Origin of the sequence: Nocardioides jishulii (assembly GCF_006007965.1) — a bacterium.
GTDB classification, from domain to species: Bacteria; Actinomycetota; Actinomycetes; order Propionibacteriales; family Nocardioidaceae; genus Nocardioides; species Nocardioides jishulii.
This window is the reverse complement of record NZ_CP040748.1, coordinates 3,336,773-3,357,630: the sequence shown is the minus strand read 5'-3', so window position 1 is coordinate 3,357,630 and position 20,858 is coordinate 3,336,773. Positions and strand designations below refer to the sequence as shown.

General features: G+C 69.7%; 16 protein-coding genes and 3 tRNA genes. 7 read left to right on the top strand and 12 right to left on the bottom strand.

Annotation, left to right across the window (positions count from 1 at the left end):
* Positions 1-3,405 (bottom strand): exodeoxyribonuclease V subunit gamma, encoded by a 3,405-nt coding sequence (gene recC / locus FCL41_RS16030; protein WP_137064701.1) that lies wholly within the window; start codon positions 3,403-3,405, stop codon positions 1-3.
* Positions 3,406-3,487: 82 nt separating this feature from the next.
* On the bottom strand, positions 3,488-4,309 hold the full coding sequence (locus FCL41_RS16025; protein WP_137064702.1) for a hypothetical protein: 822 nt from the start codon (positions 4,307-4,309) through the stop codon (positions 3,488-3,490).
* Between the two features lie 521 nt (positions 4,310-4,830).
* Between FCL41_RS16025 and FCL41_RS17190 the strand changes: the two genes are divergently transcribed.
* Complete coding sequence (locus FCL41_RS17190) at positions 4,831-5,004, top strand: hypothetical protein (RefSeq protein WP_170970165.1); 174 nt, start codon at positions 4,831-4,833, stop codon at positions 5,002-5,004.
* A gap of 322 nt (positions 5,005-5,326) precedes the next feature.
* Here the strand turns inward: FCL41_RS17190 and FCL41_RS16020 are convergent, their stop codons facing one another.
* The 3 genes from FCL41_RS16020 to FCL41_RS16010 all read right to left on the bottom strand — a co-directional run bounded on the left by FCL41_RS16020 (position 5,327) and on the right by FCL41_RS16010 (position 7,356).
* Positions 5,327-6,382 (bottom strand): hypothetical protein, encoded by a 1,056-nt coding sequence (locus FCL41_RS16020; protein WP_137064703.1) that lies wholly within the window; start codon positions 6,380-6,382, stop codon positions 5,327-5,329.
* 73 nt (positions 6,383-6,455) lie between these two features.
* Complete coding sequence (locus FCL41_RS17845) at positions 6,456-6,716, bottom strand: NucA/NucB deoxyribonuclease domain-containing protein (protein WP_137064704.1); 261 nt, start codon at positions 6,714-6,716, stop codon at positions 6,456-6,458.
* Positions 6,717-7,283: 567 nt separating this feature from the next.
* Positions 7,284-7,356: transfer RNA gene (locus FCL41_RS16010), tRNA-Arg, on the bottom strand.
* A gap of 504 nt (positions 7,357-7,860) precedes the next feature.
* Here FCL41_RS16010 and FCL41_RS16005 point away from each other — a divergent pair.
* Positions 7,861-9,702: a phosphoenolpyruvate carboxykinase (GTP) gene (locus FCL41_RS16005; RefSeq protein ID WP_137064705.1), complete on the top strand. Its 1,842-nt coding sequence runs from the start codon at positions 7,861-7,863 to the stop codon at positions 9,700-9,702.
* Between the two features lie 204 nt (positions 9,703-9,906).
* The gene (locus FCL41_RS16000) at positions 9,907-10,869 is read left to right on the top strand and encodes a phospholipase D-like domain-containing protein (protein ID WP_239021684.1); all 963 of its coding nucleotides are present in this window, start codon (positions 9,907-9,909) and stop codon (positions 10,867-10,869) included.
* Between the two features lie 204 nt (positions 10,870-11,073).
* Here the strand turns inward: FCL41_RS16000 and FCL41_RS17675 are convergent, their stop codons facing one another.
* The 3 genes from FCL41_RS17675 to FCL41_RS15990 form a co-directional block, all read right to left on the bottom strand.
* The gene (locus FCL41_RS17675) at positions 11,074-11,199 is read right to left on the bottom strand and encodes a hypothetical protein (RefSeq protein WP_275403743.1); all 126 of its coding nucleotides are present in this window, start codon (positions 11,197-11,199) and stop codon (positions 11,074-11,076) included.
* Positions 11,200-11,488: 289 nt separating this feature from the next.
* Positions 11,489-11,580 (bottom strand) — tRNA-Ser (locus FCL41_RS15995).
* Between the two features lie 43 nt (positions 11,581-11,623).
* Complete coding sequence (locus tag FCL41_RS15990) at positions 11,624-12,070, bottom strand: hypothetical protein (protein ID WP_137064707.1); 447 nt, start codon at positions 12,068-12,070, stop codon at positions 11,624-11,626.
* A 165-nt stretch (positions 12,071-12,235) separates the two neighbouring features.
* Between FCL41_RS15990 and FCL41_RS15985 the strand changes: the two genes are divergently transcribed.
* Positions 12,236-12,323: transfer RNA gene (locus FCL41_RS15985), tRNA-Ser, on the top strand.
* A gap of 85 nt (positions 12,324-12,408) precedes the next feature.
* Here the strand turns inward: FCL41_RS15985 and FCL41_RS15980 are convergent.
* On the bottom strand, positions 12,409-12,723 hold the full coding sequence (locus FCL41_RS15980; protein WP_137064708.1) for a hypothetical protein: 315 nt from the start codon (positions 12,721-12,723) through the stop codon (positions 12,409-12,411).
* A 104-nt stretch (positions 12,724-12,827) separates the two neighbouring features.
* Between FCL41_RS15980 and FCL41_RS15975 the strand changes: the two genes are divergently transcribed.
* Genes FCL41_RS15975 through FCL41_RS15965 form a run of 3 tightly spaced genes read left to right on the top strand, consistent with a single transcriptional unit; the run spans position 12,828 to position 15,946 of the window.
* Positions 12,828-13,706 (top strand): AAA family ATPase, encoded by an 879-nt coding sequence (locus FCL41_RS15975; protein WP_137064709.1) that lies wholly within the window; start codon positions 12,828-12,830, stop codon positions 13,704-13,706.
* Positions 13,703-14,572, top strand: coding sequence for a universal stress protein (locus FCL41_RS15970; RefSeq protein ID WP_137064710.1), 870 nt, complete (start codon positions 13,703-13,705; stop codon positions 14,570-14,572). Before FCL41_RS15975 ends, FCL41_RS15970 begins: the two co-directional genes overlap by 4 nt.
* Before the next feature lie 9 nt (positions 14,573-14,581).
* Positions 14,582-15,946, top strand: a complete 1,365-nt coding sequence (locus FCL41_RS15965) for a vWA domain-containing protein (RefSeq protein ID WP_137064711.1) — start codon at positions 14,582-14,584, stop codon at positions 15,944-15,946.
* Positions 15,947-15,985: 39 nt separating this feature from the next.
* On the opposite strand, the gene FCL41_RS15960 is transcribed toward FCL41_RS15965, so the two are convergent.
* The 3 genes from FCL41_RS15960 to eccCa all read right to left on the bottom strand — a co-directional run bounded on the left by FCL41_RS15960 (position 15,986) and on the right by eccCa (position 20,639).
* On the bottom strand, positions 15,986-16,507 hold the full coding sequence (locus FCL41_RS15960; protein WP_137064712.1) for a LytR C-terminal domain-containing protein: 522 nt from the start codon (positions 16,505-16,507) through the stop codon (positions 15,986-15,988).
* Complete coding sequence (locus FCL41_RS15955; protein WP_137064713.1) at positions 16,507-16,809, bottom strand: type II toxin-antitoxin system VapB family antitoxin; 303 nt, start codon at positions 16,807-16,809, stop codon at positions 16,507-16,509. Before FCL41_RS15955 ends, FCL41_RS15960 begins: the two co-directional genes overlap by 1 nt.
* An 86-nt stretch (positions 16,810-16,895) precedes the next feature.
* Positions 16,896-20,639: a type VII secretion protein EccCa gene (eccCa, locus tag FCL41_RS15950; RefSeq protein ID WP_137064714.1), complete on the bottom strand. Its 3,744-nt coding sequence runs from the start codon at positions 20,637-20,639 to the stop codon at positions 16,896-16,898.
* Positions 20,640-20,858: the final 219 nt, after the last annotated feature.

The window sequence follows — 20,858 nt, the reverse complement described above, 5'->3', positions numbered from 1 at the left end:
TCAGATCCCCCTCACGAGTTCGCGGTCACCGGTGAGCAAGGGGCCCCACACCCGCCATGCGTAGTGCCCGAGGCGGTGCGGGGTGGGGGCGCCGTCGTCGCGCGCGGCGTCGAGCGCGGCCTCGTCGCTACGCAGGGGAGCGGTGAGCACCCGGAAGGGTGCCTGGGGGCCGAAGGCGCGCTCGTGCCACGCGTCGGCGTCCTCACGTGGGAAGCCGGAGTCGTTGAAGGGCGGGGTCAACCACTCGCGCACCGCCGCGTCGTCGGGCCTGACCTCGCGCCCGCTCAGCTCGTGGCACCGTTCCTCCGCCCACGCCAAGGAGGTCTTCAAGGGGAGCGGGAGCGGCTCGCGCAACCCCTGCTGCTGCACGCGTACGAGTTCGCGCAGCCACCCGATCGCCTCGTCCTTGGGCAACGGCTTGATCATCGAGAACTTCCCGCTGGAGCGGTACTTCCCGATGGTGTGGACCGTCCAGTTCTCGTCCGGAGCGCCGACGGCCAGCGCCAGCGCGTTGATCCAGCCGGCGATGCGGTGCTTGGCGCCCAGGCTGGAGAAGCTGACGGTGACGTGGTTGTTGCCGTACAGGTCCGGGACCGTGCCGGTCAGGCGCACGTCACCCAGGTCGATGTCGACGTCGACCGCGCGGGCGGTGCCCGCGCGCAGCGGGAGCGCGTACTCCACCAGGGGGCGCACCTTGCCGACGATCTGGGTGAGGACGCCGACGCCGAGGTCGCCGGGCGGCAGGAGGCCGCGCAGCTGCTCGGCGACCATGGCCGACTGCGGGTCGGCCCCGGCAAGCACGTCGTTGACCAGCCGGTCGCCGACGCCCCACTGCTCGAGGGCGTCCAGCTCGATCGGGACGGCGTCCTTGCCCTCCTCGCCGTCGAGGGGGGTGGTGACCCGCAGGCGTGAGCGCAGGAACGCCTTGACCGGGTGGCGGTAGAAGTCGTGGAGGTCGGCCAGCGAGACCGACACGTCGTCGGTGGCCACGTCGGGCAGAGGGCTCCGGAGGAGCTCCCGCACGGCGACCTTCGGGGAGCGGGCAGCGGTGGCTCCGGCCAGCGCGGTGCGGTCGAAGCTGAAGGGCTTGTCGCCCACCAGTCGCCTGGCCACCAGGTTGGCCTCGTCGAAGGGTTGCAACGGGTGGTGGACGACGACGTGGTCGCGCACCGGCTCACCTTGGGGGCGTACGCCTGTGGCGTCGAGGGCGTCGACCAGCTCGCCCACCGGGACGGCCGGCGGGTGCTCGGCCCCGGTGTGCTCGCCGCGGCCGCTGTAGGTGAGCACCAGCGTCTCGGTGGCGGCGCCGATCGCGTCCAGCAGGAGCTGACGGTCCTCCGAGCGCAGGTCACGCTCGCCCGTCATGGGGGAGCGCGCCAGCACGTCGTCACCGTCGACCGAGGAGATCCGGGGGAAGGTGCCGTCGTCGAGGCCGACCAGGGCGACGACGCGGTGCGGCACCGAGCGCATCGGCACCATCGTGCAGACCGTCAGCGTGCCGGTCCGGAAGTTGGAGCGGGTGGGTCGGCCGCGCAGGCTGCGGGCCAGGAGGGCGCGGACGTCGGCGTGGCGCAGCCGGGTACCGCCCCCGCTGGGGCTCGAGGTGATGCGCTCCATCTCGCGGGCGAACTGGGCTTCCTGCCACGCCTCGTCGAGGGTGACCTGGGTGAGCCCGGCGACGCCCTCCCGGAGCGCGGTGCTCCAGTCGCCAGCACTCTGGGCGGCGGTGGCGGCCGTGGTGAAGGTGTGCAGCCGGTCGACGAACTCGGCGAACCGGCCCAGCAGGTCGAGGTCGGCGTCACCCACGTCGTCGAGCGGCAGGGTCGTCCCGACGAACCGGTGGCCCTGACCGGACATCGCTGCCCCCAGCAGCACCCGGCGCATCCCGGTGAGCCAGGTGTTGGCCTCGGTGGTGAGCCCGAACCGTCCGCGGTGGGCGAGGTCGTGGCCCCACCGCACGCCGGCGTCACGGACCCAGCCGGAGATCCGCTCGAGGTGGTCGTCGGTGAAGCCGAAGCGCAACCGCACCGGAGGGCTCGCCGCCAGGTCCAGCACCTCGGTCGCGGTCATGCGTCCGCCGGAGAGCTCGACGAGAGTGGCCGCGATGCCGAGCAGGGGGTTGGTCGCCCCCAGCGCCCGGTCGGCCAGACGCACCCGCAGCTGGTGGGCGGGGTGGGCGTTGGCCGCCTCGGACCCCTCGGCCACGTCAGCCAGCCCGAAGCCGGCCGAGATCAGGGGCGCGTAGCTCTCGATGTCGGGGCACATCACGAGGATGTCGCGGGGTTCGAGGGTCTCGTCGTCCTCCAGCAGGCCGACCAGCACCTCACGGAGCACGTCGACCTGCCGGGCTGCGCCGTGGCAGGAGTGGATCTGCACCGAGCGGTCGTCGTCCGCGACGATGCGCGACTGGCGGGTGGTGGCAACGGGAGCGGCGTTGCTGCGCAGGTCCTGCTGCAACCACCCCAGGAGGGTGTCGGGCAGGGAGGGCTCGACGGCCTGGCCGAGGGCGGGGAGCGGGCCGAGCGTACGCCGCAGCTCGCGGCTGTCGCGGCCCAGCGAGGCGAGCAGGGGATGGTGGACGAGACGGGCGCTGGTGTCGTCGGCGCGGCGGACCGGGCCCTCCTCGGCGGCCCCTTCGAGGTCGTCCCAGAGCGAGGGAGAGGCCTGCGGCAGCCAGAGGTGGACCTCGCGCTGCTCGGCGAGCGCCCGCAGGAGCGCGACCTCGGAGGTGGGCAGGCGGGTGTGGCCGAAGAGGGAGAGACGCGCCGGCAGGTCCAGGCCGTCGCCGCCGGTGCGCAGGCGCTCGACGGTCTCGGCGTGGCGTACGTCGGGCGGATCGGCAGGCACCGTGCGTTCAAGACGACGCCACAGCTCGGCCTGCCAGTGCAGGTCGGACTCCAGCGGATGGCCGGAGCCGTCGAGGTCGCGGCCTGCGCGCCAGTCGGCCAGCAGCGTCGGGCGCTGCACGGCGTACGACGCGAAGAGCCCGGCCAGCCGCCGGGCGACCGCGTAGCGACGGGCGTTGCGCTCGTCGTCGGGGTCGCCGTGACCCAGGTGGTCGGCCAGGGTCGCGAACTGGGTCTCGTCGAGTGAGTCGTCGATGACCTCGAGCAGCGGCCAGACGAGGTGGTCGGGTGACCACGGGTCGTCGTTCTCGCGGCCCAGGAGCATCGAGATGAGCGAGTGGGGCGCCATGAATCGGACTCCGGCGCAGACCCCGTCGCCGCCGCGATCACCGGTGCCGAGGCGGTGGGAGAGCCGCTGGGTCAGCCATCGCTCGACGCCGCGCGCCGGGACCACGACGACCTCCTGCGCGAACGGGTCGGGCAGCGGGGTCGCCAGCAGCCCGGCCAGGTCGTCGGCGAGCTGGTCGGTGCGGGTGGCGTGGTGCAGGGTCAGTGGCACGACGGTGAATATGCCACGCCCCACCGACAGTCCGGGCGGACCGTGCGGCGGGGCGACGCACCAGAGGTGCCAGCGCTGAGCGTCAGCAGTTCACCCGGACGGTCGGCGCGAAGAGGATCACGTCGTCGTTGACCCAGGAGGAGTCGTAGCGCGCCGGCAGGGTGAGGGTGTAGACGATTTGAAGGACACGCGACCCGGAGGCGTCGTCGACGATGGTCTTGTCGGCGAAGTAGGCGCTGAAGCGTCCCTGGTCGATGCCGCTCGGGGGCGTGTGGAGGGTGTAGCCCAAGGCCTCGAGCTGCGCATCGGACTGCTTCAGGAGTCTGTGGTTGCCCGCCGTCGCCGAGTTCTCGCGCGAGATGCCCACCGAGGTGTGGGGATACAGGACCGAACCGTCGGCGCTCTGCCGCCGAGGCGCCATCCTGGCCACGGTCCGGTCGCCACCGGCCAGACCCTTCACGTCGATCTGGACGTACTGGCGCTCGGTCTTGCCCGAGGGGGAGTTGCCGTAGCCGAAGAGCACGCGTCCACCGAGGTCGAGGGTGACCTTGTTCTGCACCGTGAACGTGTACGTCAGCGTGACGGTGGTCGTGGCGTTGGAGGCGGTGGCCGAGGCAACGGCATTCCGGGTGTTGCCGAAGGAGAGGAAGGAACCGCTCGGGAGGTTGAGCGAGGTGTACCAGTCGGCCTCGGACTTCTTGACGAAACCGTCGAGCGCCGCCGGAACCGTGCCGCTCTCGGGCGCGTAGGTGCCGGGGACGTACCACCCCGTGTCGACGTTCCGGGTGACCCCACCACCCGCCGCGATCCAGGCGGCGACGGGGTTGAGCGCCACGACCTGGCACGCCATCGTGGACGACGCGGCGTAGGCCGGGGCGCTGGTGGCGAGCGTGATGGCCGGCACCGACCAAGCGGCGCCCTTGACGAGGCCTCGGCGGGTGGGGGTCAGGTTTGACGCGGTGGTGGGACTGTCCGGTCACGGTGGTGGTGCTCCTGCTGTCCAAAGGGATGAACGCCGCAGGTCGCAAGACCGTCCCCACAGCGGAACCCTCAGCACGGCCCAGTCGTGCGGCGACCGCCGGAAGCCGAAGCGTCGCTACCCGCCAGTAATTAAAACCTAGACTACCGAACGTAAGGGGCGCACATTCCATCGCCCGGTCACCCATCAGTGAAGAAAATTGGACGTTATCCAAATATAGGATCTATTGTTCGCTCTGGGGTTCGCGAACGCCCCGAGGAAGGAGTCCTCCGGTGCGGCCACCCCTCTTCGTGCATCGCCACCAACCAGGGCTGTTGGGGGCGATGGCCCGAGCGATCTACCGCAGCCGCGTCAAGGCGGCGTGCCGGGCCCTTGCCAAGGGGCGCTGACTCGCCTCATGCCCGCCCTGCTGGCGCGGTGTGAACTCGGTTGGCGAGACGTTCACGATGGACTTCAGAATCGCGATGAACGACACGAGCAACACGGCCACGAACTTCTACAGAGTTCGCCCCTTCGCGGACATCCAGACCGGAAGCGCCGATGCCACGGATGCCAACCTGAACAACAACCGGAGCAACTCGGAGAACTACGCATTCTTCAACAACAACAACGCCGGGTAAGTTGAGGAATCGTCGTGTCCCGGTCTAAATCAGTGACTGATTCGTGGCGTGATCCGGGGCGAGTCATCGCTGGCATCAGGCACTGCGCCGCCAATCCAGCGTGCTCGATCCAGTCACGTCCCCGTCCAGAGATGCCCGCTGGGAACAGAATCCGTCTGGGAGGTTGAAGGAGCTCCAGGCCGCACGGCACGGGTCGCCGTAGCCCGCCGAGCCGGTTGCAATTACCTCGATCGTCGTCCAGCGAGGAATGCGCGTCGCCGTTCATCACCTCCCAGCACGGAAACGGAACCGTGACGGGGATATGCAGTTGCGCATTGTCCAGTTATTCCAGCCCACTGCCTCGCGCAATGGCGAGCTGGTAGGTCCACCAGGCACTCAGATGCTTAACCCACTCGGCAGGAACATCCGAGTGCTCCAGCCTCACACTGATCGTCTTTCCTGGCTTGGGGTCGTACCAGACGTCCACTCGAGTGTCGCGGGGCAGGAGCGGCTCATAGCCTCGCGGCGTCCCCAATTCGTCGTGGAACGGGGGCACGGGAAGTCCCCACCTGAACCACAACGCACTCCGCCGCGGAGGGTCGTGATCGGCCCGGGGTCGCGTCAGGATCGCCGACATCTTGGTGCCGGCGATATGGTCTGGATGGCTGGCGTCCTTGACGTAACAGGTGGCCCAGAGTTCACCGTCCGTATCGGTGTATCCGCCGGTGGTAGCGCCATATCCGTCGGGGGCCAAAGTCCAGATCGTTCCGGCCTCAAAGAGGAGGCTGACCCGCGCCAAGGAACCAGGGATGTCCATTGTTGCCGTAGCCATCCCGAGCTCCCCTGAAAGGGATTGCCGCCCTGGCCTACTATCAACGTAAGCACCGATCCGGGCAGCACCCTCTAGACCGGCCTCCGCCCCCGGCAGTTGAACGTCCCAGGAATCGGCCGTGGGCTCATCGGCCACACGAAGCACGGTGGCCGCCCTGCGGTCAGCCGGCCACGACTGGACCAACAGCTTGGGCGTACCGTGCCGCGGCTGCTCACGCGACAACCGCACCCGCGACCACCCATGTTCCTGTGCACTTGTCACGGGGTGCGACTCCCAGTTGCCCTCCATGAGTTCCACGAGGCCATGAGCGCTGACCTCGACCACATCAGTGAACGTCGTCGCCGGCAACGGGGGCGCCTCCGGCACCGCTTCGAACGTCACCTCGACGTCCCAGACGCCCTCGTTTCGGTCGCCGTCGAAGCAAACTGTCCATCCCACCGGACCCCGGTTTGGGTTGTTGCCCATGTAGAGCACCCACTCCGAGACAACGGCTCCATCCCAGGGAGACTCCGCCTCCAGCATCAAGAATGCCGCCTCGTCATGCATCGACAGCCGACGAGTCACCATGAGCCATCCCCTCCATTGCACTCAGGGTAGTTCCGGGCAGGACGCCAAGAAGAGCATCCAGTGAAACCTCAATCTACGTTGGACCGGTGGCCCAGACTGGCTGAATGAAGAAGTCTTCGCCAATCATGAGGCGCTGCTTACGGATGAACCAACCGTAAAGCGAGCCAGCGCCTCTATTTTGTCGCACTGGCACATCGTCTATGCGGCACCGTGCTCGGGCTGCGACATAAGGGCTGTAACATCCCTGCTGCGTCGCAGCGTAGGGATACTCGTCACAGTCAAACTTCCTTCGTGAACGCTCCCTGCAGAGCTTCGAGGCTGCCTCTCGGTTCATGGCCCTCTGGTTCCAAGATGCAGGCGACAGGGGAATCCCGTCCTTGCCTTGTCATCAGGTGTTGGGGGAGGGCTATTCAGTCGAGGCTCGGCGCCTCACAAAAATGACAATGATGACGACGGTCACCACGTACACCGCGCAAGCGACCCCTATGACGGGCAACGCGTTCAGCGTCTCTGTCAGAACGCACTGGTCGCAATCGCTGTCCAAGCTGTCTCGACCTGGGTCGAAACCGGTCGAGCGGAAGGCGAGCGCTCTCGTGACGAAGAAGACAACGACCAATCCGGCTAGTGCGGCGGCGATCCCTGCGAACCTTCGAACAGCAACCCTCATCGCAGCACCGTACCGAACGTCCACGCGCACCTGTCCTTGAACGACAAGCGCGACGCCCTCAACAAGCTCGGAGCGCTCTACGGCGACGGCGGTCCTGAGGGGGAGTTGTGAGGTCGTTGCCCCCGAAGTTCCCCTCAAGCGGCCGACTTGGACAAGGCGGGGACTCAGCGCGCGTAGGTCCCGGAACGACAGAACCGCAGGTCATCCGGTGGATGATCCTGCGGTTCTGGTCTGTGCGCCTGTAGGGATTCGAACCCCAAACCTTCTGATCCGTAGTCAGATGCTCTATCCGTTGAGCTACAGGCGCCCGCCACCCCGCTCAGCGCGGCGACTCGGTAGACCTTAGCCGAACAGCCCGAGCGATGTGAAATCAGGGTGGGGTGACCGGTGTGCGACGGAGAATGGACGCCGGCGCCACGGTGGGCCGCAGCGTCGTACCCTGACCCGCAGGAACTGGCGCTCGCACGCTGGCGGACCACCCACCGCGAGGGGCGGCGCCCAGTCCTCCCTGGCTTGCCGCGACGCCCGCGGTTGCTCCGGTTGCTCACCAGTGACCCCGGGACGTACGCGACATCCGCGAACCGCTGCCACAGCACGGATGCGTTTGGTAACCCCGCGTAGGGCTGTCATGATGCGGGGGACCTCCCCCGGCCATGACGCGCGGGGGCGTGCGGATACCGTGGTCGCGCATCTCAATCGCTTCGGTGGAGATCGAAGAGAGGGTGACGCGCGGCCCTGCATCACACACCACAGGGGCGGGCGCCAGCCCTCCGGAATCACCGGCACATTCCATGAATTGGAGCAAGGCACGATGGCAGACGTTGAAGCAGTCCTCGACGCGGCGGGCATCACGAATCCGCGCGTGCGTGAGTACGTCCAGCAGTACGCGGAGCTCACCGGGGCGGAGCGTGTCGAGGTGGTTTCGGCCGCCGATGACGAGCGACTGATCCAGGAGGCATTGGAAGCGGGCGAGCTGCAGCCGGCCGGCAAGGGGCGCTACTACTCCCGCAGCTACCACAAGGACACCGCCCGCTCCGAGGAGCGGACCGTCGTGGCCACCAATGACCCCAAGGACAAGGGCGTCTACAACAACTGGAAGCCGGCTTCGGAGATGAAGCCCCTCCTTCACGAGAAGATGAAGGGCGCTTCCGCCGGCAAGACCATGTACGTGATCCCCTACCTCATGGCTCCCGCGGGCAACGCCCTCGCGCCGTGGGGCGTGGGTGTCGAGTTGACCGACAACCGTCCGGTCGTGCTCCACATGATCCGCATGGCTCGTGTCGGCGTGCAGTACGTCAACGACCTCGAGGACCCGAACCAGTTCGTCCGCGCCGTCCACGTCACCGGCGACCTGCCCAACCTGGGCCAGGGCACCGACGACGACCAGCGCTGGTTCGTCACCGTCGCCGACGAGCGCACGATCCTGCACTACGGCTCCTCCTACGGCGGCAACGCGCTCCTGGGCAAGATCGCCCACGGCCTGCGCCAGGCTGCGTACGACGGCTGGGTCTCCAAGAAGTTCCTCGGTGAGCAGTACATGCTCATCGGCATCAAGGACAAGGAGACCGGCAAGACGTACCACGTCACCGGTGGCTTCCCGAGCGCCTCGGGCAAGACCAACCTCGCCATGATGCTCCCGCCGGACGCCCTGGGCGACCGCTACGAGGTCTACTTCTACGGCGACGACATCGCATGGCTCTGGGTCGACGAGAAGACCGGCAAGCTCATGGCGATGAACCCGGAGAACGGCGTCTTCGGTGTCGCCAAGGACACCAACGAGACCACCAACCCCACCGCGCTGGGCTCGATCGACGAGAACTCCGAGGCGATCTTCACCAACGTCGCGTACAACCCCACCACCCAGGAGGTCTGGTGGGAGGGTCGCACCAAGAACCCCCCGGCCGACGTCACGGGCTGGGAGGACTGGCGCGGACACCTGATCTCGGAGCGCACCGAGGCCCAGAAGAACGACCCGTGGGCGCACCCGAACAGCCGCTTCACCACCACGCTGTCCAAGGTCCCCAACATCGCACCCGACTGGGACGAGGCGGCCGGCGTGCCGGTCGACGCGATCATCTTCGGTGGCCGCACCCGTGACCGCGAGCCGCTGATCCGCGCGATCACCGATGTGGCCGAGGGCGTGTACGACGGCCTCACCCTGGGCGCGGAGGCCACCTTCGCCGCCGAGGGCACCGAGGGCGTCCTGCGCTACGACCCGATGTCGAACCGCCCCTTCATGGCCTACGGCGAGGGCGAGTACGCCCGTCACTACCTCGACATCATCAACGCGGCCGACGAGAAGCCCCTCTTCGCCCACGTGAACTGGTTCCAGCGTGGTGAGGACGGCCGCTTCCTGTGGCCCGGCTACCGCGACAACCTCCGCCCGCTCCTGTGGCTCATGCAGCTCAAGAACGGCGAGGTCGAGGGCGTGCAGACCCCGGTCGGCATCCTCCCCAAGAAGGAGGAGCTCAACCTCGAGGGTCTCGAGATCGACGCCGACGACCTCGACGCCGTCCTGCGCATCGACAACGCGCGCTGGCAGCAGGAGATCTCGCACCGCACGGAGCACCTCGAGCAGTTCCCGAACCTGCCCGAGGAGATCTGGGAGGCCCACAACCGTGTGAAGGCCGCCCTGGAGGCCGACGCGGAGTGATCCTCGCGCACTGAGCGGACCCCGTTCTGCTGGCTGGCCCCGGACTCCTCGGAGTCCGGGGCCAGTTGCATTTTCATGTGATTCCTGCCGGTCAGAACCGTGTGCAAGTATTTGCAGCGCCAGCCGCGCGCCCCGCGCACTCCGACGACGGAGGGACGTCCGTTGCCCCACTACGGACCCGAGGACCGGGAACTCTTCGAGCGGGTGTCCACACCCCTCTACGAGGCCGTGGTCGCCACGGGCAGCATCTCGGTCGACGACCCCCGTCTGGGCGTCGAGGAGACCAGGGCTGCCTTCGACCTGCTCGTACGGATGGGGCTGCTCGTCGCTGAGGGCGACCGCATGGTCCCGGTCGACCCCGTCACGGTCTCCTCGCTCGTGGTCGCGCCGATGGGGCAGCAGGGTGCCTCCCTGATCTCCGAGTCGGCCCAGTGGGCCCAGGCGTTCACCGGCCTCGGACACATGTGGCGCAAGGCGCCGGGAGTCGCCACCGGCGCCTTCACCGAGGTGCGCGGCGAGGCGATCAACCCCTTCATCGGCTCCGTGGTGGCCGATGCCGAGTTCGAGCTCCTCACCGCCCAGCCCCAGACCGGGCGCAACGCCACCACCCTGGCCGCCGCCACCCAGCGCGACCTCGCCGCCCTGGGCAGGGGCGTCAAGATGCGCACCCTCTACCAGCACTCCGCTCGCCGCAGCCGCACCACCCACAAGTACGTCGCCTCCGTCAGCGCGCGCGGCGCGGAGGTGCGTACGCTCGACGAGTTCTTCAACCGACTCATCGTCGTGGACCGGCGGATCGCCGTCGTCCCGGGCCACGAGGGGCTGGCCGTTGCCCTGGCCGTGCGGGAGCCGTCGATGGTCGCCTACCTGGTCGACATGTTCGAGCGGACCTGGGAGCGCGCCAGGCCCTTCGCCAACCGCGAGAGCACGGTGAGCCGCGACATCGCCGCCGAGCAGCGGGCCATGACGATCAGGATGCTGATCGCCGGCTACGCCGACCCCGCCAGCGCCAAGCGGCTGGGGGTGAGCCCGCGGACCTACGCGGGCTACGTCTCCGAGCTGAAGGGCGAGTTCGAGGCCCAGACGCGGTTCCAGCTCGGCTACGAGATGGGGCGTCGCGGAGTCTCCGGCCAGGAGGCCATCGACGGCACCGAGGGCGACGACTGAGACGTCGTACGCCCGTCAGGCCGGCGGAGCGGGACGTCGTACCGCCGGGACGTCGTACCGCCGGGAAGACGCACGTGAAAAGGACGACGGCAGCGACCTGATGGTCGCTGCCGTCGTCCTCGCGAGACCGAACCTTGGCGGAGGTGTGGTGGTTACGTCAACGACGGGGGATCGGGACGAACCTGGCCTCGCGTGCTCGTGGGGTCAGCGGCCTCCGCCGGTGACGTAGCCCCAGCTCGTGTCGAGCTTGGCGTAGGCGGTGGCGGTGCTGGCGTTGACGCTCAGGAGGGCAGCAACGGCGGCGATGGCAAGGACGCGGGCGATCTTCATGGTGGTCACCTTCTCGGGATAGCGGGGGTGGGGTTCCCTACTTGGTCTCATTCTTGGCTGACGAAGAACTTTCGTCACCCGGATTCGCGTTGCAACTTCCTGCAATGCACGAAGTTGTATAACCGGGAGGATGCCGAGTCAGGCGTTCCCAGGTACCCAAACTGGCAGAAGTCATGACTCAGGCGCAAGGGGGGAGTGCGTCCCGGGTGCCGTGCAGGATCATGCAGAAGGGCCGACGAACCCTCCAACGCGAAGACTCCGCCCGAGCAACGCTCGGGCGGAGTCTGACTGGCGGAGGCGGCGAGATTTGAACTCGCGAGAGGTTTGACCCTCAACCCGCTTAGCAGGCGGGCGCCATAGACCGGACTAGGCGACGCCTCCATGCAGCGACCACAGGCTACAAGGCAGCCTGCCCGGTCGCCAATCAGCCCCCCAGGGGGCGGATGCCGTGGCCTCGGTTGAGGTGATCGGCCACCGCGTTGGCGAAAGCTTCGCGGTCGACGTGGAGAGCGGCGACGGGGATCGTCGTCGTACCGCCGTCACGCAGGCGCAGGATCAGGACGGGGGAGCCGAGCCGCTCGCTGGTGACCGCGTCCTCGACGTCCTTCCACCGGGCGGCGGGGACGCCGACGCTGCGGATGCGCCGGACCTGGTAGCCCTCGTCGCTGAGGCGCACCACCCACCCGTTGGTCCAGGCCATCAGGGCGAGGACGACCACGATCACGACGATGCACGGAACCAGCAGCACCGAGCTGTGCCAGTTGGCCACGGCGACGCCCAGGGTCACCAGGGCGACGACGACGGCCATGAGCAGCATCGTGAGGCCAAGGAGGCGTGCGGTCAGGGCTGGGGAGAATCGATAGTCGGACACCACGGCTCGATTGAACACAACGCCCGGGCGCTCCGCCAAACCGGCTCGTCGGCCGGTGTGAGGCGTACGAGGCGATCGCGCGAGGAGATCGCGGGGTGGATCGGAGTGGGACGCCGCGGCGCCCCTCGGCCTAGAATGCTCCGCGAGCGCTCCTCGGGGCGCCCAGGAGGGGTGCCGGAGCGGCCGATCGGAACCGCCTTGAAAGCGGTCGTAGGGAGACCTACCGCGGGTTCGAATCCCGCCCCCTCTGCCACCCACCCGGACGGCCGGGTGACAACGGCGAAGCCCCCGGTCCTGAGGACCGGGGGCTTCGTTGTCAGTCGTGCGAGGGTGACGACTCAGTCGTCGTCCTCGTCGTCGTCGATGCCTTCCTCGATGGCTTCCTCGAGGTAGTCCGCCGCCGCGCGAAGCAGCTGCACGGAGACCTCGGGGTCGACGCCGCCGAGCAGGATCTTGAGGCCGAGGTCGGCGGGGAGGTCGAAGTCCCACTCGTCGTCCTCGTCGGCGGGAAGGCCCGCGCTGAGGTCAATGAGCTCGAGGTGGAGACCCGGGGTCCGGTGGCTGACGGTCGCGACGTGCTCAGCGGACTCGTCGGCGATCATCTGGGCGGCAATGCTGAGGACTGCCTCTTCGTGGTCGTGGTCGTTCGTCATTCCGACTCCTTCGTCGCTGGGAGCTGTGAGCCTAGCCGCCGCGTGTGAGTGAGGTCTCCCGGCCTCGGGGGCGTGCATCCGTACGCACGTCCTAGTGTGGCCCCATGAGGCAGCCATGGTTCTCGTCCCCCGGTGACGCGGGCGAGCGGTTGCGGGCCGCCGGCTACCTCGCCGACGCGGCGACCGCGACGACCACCTTCCTGACCGGCGCGCTGGAGAAGCCGCTGCTCCTCGAGGGTCCTGCCGGGGTCGGCAAGACGGAGCTCGCCAAGGCCGTGGCGCGGGCCTGCGGCGCCGACCTCGTACGCCTGCAGTGCTACGAGGGCCTGGACGAGGCGCGGGCGCTCTACGAGTGGAACTACAAGAAGCAGCTGTTGCGCATCCAGGCCGCCGGCGGGGACCAGGACTGGTCCAGCACGCACGACGACATCTTCGACGAGGAGTTCCTGCTCACCCGCCCGCTGCTCAGTGCCATCCGGCGCGAGGAGCCGACGGTGCTGCTGATCGACGAGGTGGACAAGACCGACGTGGAGGTCGAGGGCCTGCTGCTCGAGGTGCTCAGCGACTTCCAGGTGACGATCCCCGAGCTCGGCACCATCACCGCCACCCGACGCCCCTTCGTCGTACTGACCTCCAACGCGACCCGTGAGCTGTCCGAAGCGGTGAAGCGGCGCTGCCTCTACCTCCACCTCGACTACCCCGACCTCGAGCGTGAGCGCGAGATCGTGATGGGGCAGGTTCCCGAGGTCGACGAGGCGGTCGCCCGCCAGGTCGTCGAGGCGGTGGGGCGCCTGCGTGACCTCGACCTCAAGAAGGCTCCGTCGATCGCCGAGACGATCGACTGGGCGCGGACCCTCGTCGCCCTCGAGATCGGGCAGCTCGACGAGGACGCCGTGGCGGCCACGCTCGGTGTGGTCCTCAAGCATGCGTCCGACCTCGACAAGGCCGTGCGCGAACTCAAATCACACAGGAGGAACCGATGACTGACTCCCCCACCACGCCCACCGTCGCCGTTGCCGTCGACGGCTCGGACGCCAACGTGGCAGCCATCAGCTGGGCGGTGATGCAGGCCGACCGGACCGGTGCCGATCTCGTCATCGTCACCGTGGCCGAGCCCTACGAGGTCATCGGTTCGTACGTCCCCGAGATCTCGCCGACCGAGTACCTCGTGCCGGTCGTCCAGGCCGCCGTGGCGCGCGCCACGGAGACGTTGGAGGACGTCCGCGTCTCGACGACCCTCGTCACCGGCCACCCCGTCCCGGTGATCCAGGAGCTGGCCGAGGAGCACGACCTCCTCGTCATGGGCAAGCGTGGCCTGGGCGCCCTCGGTCGTCTGGTGATGGGGTCCACCTCCATCGCCGTCGCCGGACGCGCTGCCACGCCCGTCGTCGTCGTACCTGACGGCTGGGACGCGCAGAGCCGCCTCGACGCGCCGGTCGTCGTCGGTGTCGACGTGGACAAGGACCACGGCGCCGGACTGCACTTCGCCTTCGCCATGGCGAGCGAGCGCGGGGTGTCGCTCACCGCCGTCCAGGTCTGGGAGCCGCACCCCGCGCTGACCGGCGACTCCGGCGTCTACATCAGCGCCTTCGACGACTGGGCAGCCACGGCGGGAGGCGAGTTCAAGGCGCGCCTCGACCAGATGGCGAGTGAGTTCCCCGGCGTCGACGTCGAGGTCGTCCAGCTCGTGGGCCAGCCCGCCCGTCACCTGCTGGAGCACGCGGCCGAGGCGCAGCTGCTGGTGCTGGGGCGTGACGCCAAGGAGCGCCTGAGTGGGTTCGCGCTCGGCTCCGTGGCGCGCAGCGTGCTCCACCACTCCTCGATCCCCGTCGCCGTCATTCCTGCCTGACCTTCCTCCATGTCGCTGCTGGACCGCCACCTCGGCTTCGTCGAGGCCCTGCGCGAGGCCGGACTCTCCGTCTCGCTCGCGGAGGGGCTCGACGCCGTGGCGGCGCTGGGCGCGGTGGGATGGGACGACCGGGAGACCGTCCGTACGGTCTACGCGGCCACCGTGGTCAAGCGCCACACGCAGCGGGTCACCTTCGACGCCCTCTTCGACCTGTGGTTCCCCCGGCTCGTCGGTGAGGGCGCCGCCGCCGAACCGCTCGAGGACGAGACCGGACTGCGCGACTCCGCCCGGCAGCTCCGCGACTTCCGCGAACGGTTGGCCGCGAGGATGTCCGACGGTCCGCCCGAGGAGAGCCCCGAGATGGCCACCGAGGCGATGGGCCGCTTCGGACGCATGCCGGGTCGCGCGCCGGGACAGACCGGCTGGTCGCCCTACAACACCCTGCGACGGGTCGCGCCGGACGAGCTGGTCGACCGTCTCGTCGATGCCCTGGTGGGCCAGGGGATGGCTGTGGAGGAGGCCGGCGAGGAGGCCAGGGCCCGTGTCCAGAGCTTTCGTACGCAGGTCGAGGCCGAGGCACTGCGCCGCCTTGCCGCCGAGCGCGACCTGGGCGAGCTGGCCCGGACCACGCTGCGGCCCACGATCGAGAGGCTGGAATTCACCTCGGCGCGCCAGGCCGACCTGGAGGAGCTGCGGCGGGCGCTCTTCCCGCTCGCCCGCAAGCTCGCGTCCCGGCTGACCAAGGAGAAGCACTCCCGACGTCGTGGGACGTTGGACTTCCGCCGTACGGTCCGGTCGTCGCTGGCCACCGGCGGGGTGCCGCTCGAGACGCACCACAAGCCGAAGCGGCCCCATCGCAGCGAGCTCGTGGTGCTGTGCGACGTGTCGGGCTCGGTCGCCAACTTCGCGCAGTTCACGCTGATGCTGGTCTTCGCCCTGCGCGAGCAGTTCACCAAGGTGCGTGCGTTCACCTTCGTCGACGACATCCATGAGGTGACCGACGTCTTCCGGCCCGGGGCCGACCCGGGGGACGTCTTCGCCGAGCTCGCCTCGCGCAGCGCTCACGCCGCCCGCTTCGGGCGGACGAACTACGGGGCGGCGTTCACCCGTTTCGTCGAGGAGCACGCCGACGCTCTCGGGCCCCGCAGCACCCTGCTGATCCTCGGTGACGCCCGCTCCAACTACCGCCACCTCTCCGAGGACGTCCTGGCCGACATGGTCGCCAGGTCACGCCGCACCATCTGGCTGAACCCCGAGCACAGGCGCCACTGGGGAGCCGGCGACTCGGCGGCGCCGGTCTACGGCGAGATCGTGCCGATGACAGAGTGTCGCAACCTCACGCAGCTGTCGGAGTTCGTGCACGACCTGGTGTGAGCGCTGGTCGGGTCGCCCGGGAGCGCGGTCGCGCCCGCCTCAGGCAGGGGTGTCGGCGGCGCCGGGCGGGCTGCAGATCGTCGCCGGTCCGGTGGACTTCACCGACGTCGGCGCCTTGCCCACGTCGCGCAGCGGGACGCTGCCGTCGCCGACCACGACCACCACGCCGGGCCCGAGGGCTTCGCCCTTGACGACCTTGGCCTTGCGGAACTGTGCCCGGACCAGCGCGACCGCAGGGTTCTTGGCGTTGTCGGCCCAGATCTGTACGCCGCGAACCTTCTTGTCCACGTTGCCGGTGCGCGCCGCCACGAAGCCGCGACCGGTCAGGTCACCCATGGTGCGTCCCGCCAGTCCGTTGCGGCTGCTGGCGTTGTACACGCTCACGGTCACCTGCGCCGGGAAGACCTCCTGTCTGTCAGCGATGCGGGTCTCCACGCAGGGTGGGAGGTCCTCGGTCGTGGGGAACGGCCTGGTCATGGCGAACCAGCCCACCACGGCAGCCAGCGCCGTGATGGCCACCAGAACGGTCAGGGTGAGTCGTGCACTCGTGGGGGTGGACATCAGTCGTCCCCCTCGATGACGTGGACGCGCGCGTGCAGGACGCTGCGCTGGTGGAGCGCGGCCCTCAGCGCCCGGTGCAACCCGTCCTCCAGGTAGAGCTCGCCCTTCCAGAGGACCACGTGGGCGAAGAGGTCGCCGTAGAAGGTGGAGTCCTCGTCCAGCAGCGCGGCGAGCTGGAGCGTGTCCTTGGTGGTGACCAGCTGGTCGAGCCTGACCTGGCTGGGCGGGATCGCCGCCCAGGCGCGCGAGGACAGCTGGTGGTCGGGGTAGGGCCGACCGTCTCCCACGCGCTTGAAGATCACGCGGCGACTATATCGGCGCACCGTGTGTTCCACCTGAGGTCCGGCCTCCGCTGCGTGGTGGCCAGCGCCACACGAGGGGTGGCCGTTCAGGGTGGACCGCCATGGACGCCGACTGCCGGTGACGGAACGCGCACCTGTGCCACGTGGAGAGCCCGAGGAACGCGTCGGCGTGTCGTGAGACGGGCCCGGCCCGGAGGCGTACGAGAACCGGTGGAGTCGTCGGCGGTGAGGTCGAGCACCGCCACGTCGAGGTCGTGCAGTGCCTGGACGAACGGATCGTGGCTGCGTGCTCCGCGACCGGTGCGTTGCGCCACGACCACCCGGAGCCCGACGTCGCGCGCTTGGGGGAGCAGGGAGGTGAGACGTTGCAGCCCACTCTGCTGCCACCCACCAGCAGTCACGAGGTCGTGGTCGTCGACCACCACGACCACCTCGGCGCCGCTCCACCACGAGCGCGAGCGCAGTGCCTCGACGCCGACGTCGGGGGTCGGGAGGCGTCCTTCCAGGTAGGAGGCCAGCTCAGCGAGGGCGGCGCTGGTCTGTTGGCGTGACACCAGGTGGTGGAGCAGGTGCTCGTGCTCCACGACTCCGTCGAGACTCCCGCGGGGGTCCACCAGCACCACCTGGAGGTGGCTCGGTGGTCGCGCCCTGGTGACTTCATGCAGGTAGGTGCGCAGCGTGCTGCTGCGGCCCGACCCGTGGGCGCCCCGGACCACCAGGTGCAGGTCGACCCCGAGGTCGAGTCCCACCGGAACGTCGGCGCTGCTGGCGCCCAGGAGGATCGTGTCCGCGGGGACGTCGACGTCGGCCAGCAGCCCGTCGAGGTCGACGGACTCGGGCAGGCGGGTGATGCGCGGGGGTCGCGTGCCGCTCCAGTGGCGGTCGATCGCCGCCACCAGGTCGGTGACGTCCGACGTCGCATCCAGCGCTGGTCGGGCGGTGAGCAGGTGCAGCCCGCCGGTCACCAACCCACGTCCGGGCACACCGGCCGGCACGGTGGCGGCCCGCGCCCGGTGGACCGTCGACTCGGCGGGGTCGCCGAGCCGCAGCTCGACCTGCGAGCCGAACAGGTCGCGTACGGCGGGCCGCAGGTCGCCCCAGCGTTGGGTGGCCACGACCAGGTGGACCCCGAACGTCAGCGCCCGCTCGGCCACGCGGTGCAGCGCCGCCTCGAGGTCGTGGTCGTCGCTGCGCAGGGTGCCCCACCCGTCGACCACCACGAAGATCTCGCCGTAGCCGTCGTCCACCCTGCCGGCGGCACGTGCGCGGACGTACGCGTCGAAACCGTCGAGTCCGTGGTCGCGGAAGAGGGCCTCGCGGCGGTCGACCAGGTCGCGGACCTCCTGGGCCAGCCGCGACAGCAGCTCCTCTCCCCGGGAGGCGTGGCCCGCCACGTGCGGCAGGCCAGCCAGCGGAGCAAGGCCGCCGCCGCCGAAGTCGAGGAGGAAGAGTTGGAGCTCTGTCGGTGTGGCACCCAGGGCGAGGCCGGTCACGATGGTGCGCAGCGCCGTCGTACGACCACTGCGGGGGCCACCGATGACGGCACAGTGGCCGGTGGCGCCGGACAGGTCCAGCGACCACACGTCTCGCCGCTGCTCGCGGGGGCGGTCCACCACTCCGACCGCGACCTGCCGTCCCGCAGCCGCCCGGATCCGTGGGGAGTGCAGGCCCAGCGCAGGGTCGCTGCGTACGTCGGTGAGCAGCTCACCCAACGCCGCCGAATGCTCCAACGGGGGCAGCCAGATGGGGCGGGTACGCGGAAGGTGCGCGACGCGATCGACGACGACGTCAACGGTGCTGACGCCAGCAGGGCCTGTCGTCGCGTCGGCTCGCGGGATCGGTGCCACCGGCCGGGGCAGCGGCAGCAGCGTCCAGGGCAGAGGGCGGCGGAAGGGAGCGATGACCCGGCGCTGGGTTGGGGGCCCCGAGACGTACGCCGCGGAGAAGCGCCTCAGACCCCCGGTTCCGGTGCTGAGGTAGCCGGCCCCCGGCGACGAAGGCAGGGAGAAGGCGTCCGGGACGCCGAGGGCGGCCCGGGACTCAGCCGCGGAGAAGGTGCGCAGTCCGATCCGGTAGGACAGGTGCGTCTCGAGCCCGCGCAGACGGCCCTCCTCGATCCGCTGGGACGCCAGGAGAAGGTGGACGCCGAGGGAGCGGCCCACGCGCCCGATGGCGACGAAGACGTCGATGAACTCCGGGCGGGCCGAGAGCAGCTCGGAGAACTCGTCGATGCAGACGAACAATGACGGCATCGGCTCCAGGGAGGGGTCGGACGCCCTCGCCTCGCGGTGCTCGACGAGTGAGGAGTGGCCGTGGGCGCGCAGCACCTCCTGGCGACGGACCAGCTCTCCGGTCAAGGTGTCGGCCATCCGGTCCACGAGGGAGAGGTCGTCCCCGAGGTTGGTCACGAGGGCCGAGACGTGAGGCAGCCTCGAGAGGCCTGCGAAGGTGGCGCCACCCTTGAAGTCGACCAGCACCATTGCGAGGTCCAGCGGGGCGTGCGTCATGGCGAGGCCCAGCACCAGGGTCCGCAGCAGCTCCGACTTGCCGGAACCGGTGGCTCCCACCACCAGCCCGTGGGGACCGTCGCCGCCGTGCGCGGACTCCTTCAGATCGAGCACGACGGGTCGGTGCTCCTCGTCGAGGCCGATCGGGACGGCCAGCTGCGCAGCGGGACCGGACCACGTCTCCTCCGGCGTCCAGCGGTCGATCTCGGGCACCCCCACCAGGGCCGGTAGGTCGTCGAGGGCCGCGTGCTCGACGGACCGGGCGGTCTGGTGGGCGCCGTCGACGCGACGTGCCACGGTCTCAGCCAGGGCGTGGCTGCAGGCGTCGGGCGAGAAGTGGGTCGTGGAGTCAGACGTCTCCCACACCGCGGAGGCGCCGTCCAGACGTACGACGCTCTCCCGCGCCCCGACCTCGGTGTGGTGGACGTCCACCTGGAGCAGCGAGGTCCGCGACGGGACCACGGGAGCGGCCACCCCGTCCACGACGACGAGCGTGTGGTGGCGTTCGTCGGCCGGGAGGTCGTCGAGTCTGGCCAGGACGAGCCGCCGTCCGGCGACGGCGTCGTGCTCGGACGCCGACCGGTGGTGGGGGAGCCACTTGAGCCAGTCCCACCGGTACAGGTCCTCGGGTCGTGCCACCAGGACGATCCTCAGCGTCGAGGGATGGTGGGCGACGGCGCTCTGGCAGACGAGCAGACGCACCAGGTCCACGCGCTGCGCCTCCTCGCCCTGCGCCGTGACGCGGTCCCACTGCGCCCAGTCGAGACCGAGGGGCAGCTCCTGGCTCAACCGCGCCTGCGAGGTCAGGGCCTCGACGGCGCGCACGGCCACGGGATCCGCCCGGTCCGGGTCCTCGGGTGGCAGCAGCTCGGGGGTGTGCTCCGGGCCCAGACGAGCGACTCCGATCCGGATCGACTGGAGCGTGCGGCTGGCCGCCCCTGCGATGTCGCCGAGTCGCGACGGCAGCGGCGGCAGGGCGGTGTCGAGGCGCGTACGCCGTTCGCTGGCGCGGGCGTCGATCTCCCCGCGGGCGCGGGCGAGGTCGCGGAGGAAGGTGCGGCGCAGGTCCTCGATCCGCTGCTGGTGCTGACGCCTCTGCCGCACCATCTGGCTGCCGAGGAGCACAGAGGTGGAGAGGAGGAAGAAGCCTCCCGCCACCAGGACGCGTGCCTGGCCCACGCCCGTCATCCCAGCCATCATCACCATCGACCCGAAGCCGGCGAGCATGGGAAGGGCGCCCGTCACGAGCGTGCTGCTGCCCTCGGGAAGGGGCAGGGTCGGGGGCGCCGGGACGGTGGTCGGACCAGTCATGGGGGTGGGCAAGGCTTCCTCCTGCGGTCGGTGGGGCGACGGTAGGAGCGACGCGGCCCTCTCGGTCCGGGTCGTTCGCGCCGTCTGTGCGGAACCGCACCGGCCGGCCGCTGTGGACACCACGCGGCGTACTCCCGCGGCTCTGTCCACAGATTTCGCTGATCGCCGTGCTGGGGCTGGTGCGCCCGGTCGCAGGGTCGACAGGGTGCTCAGTGCGGGGACGACCGTCCG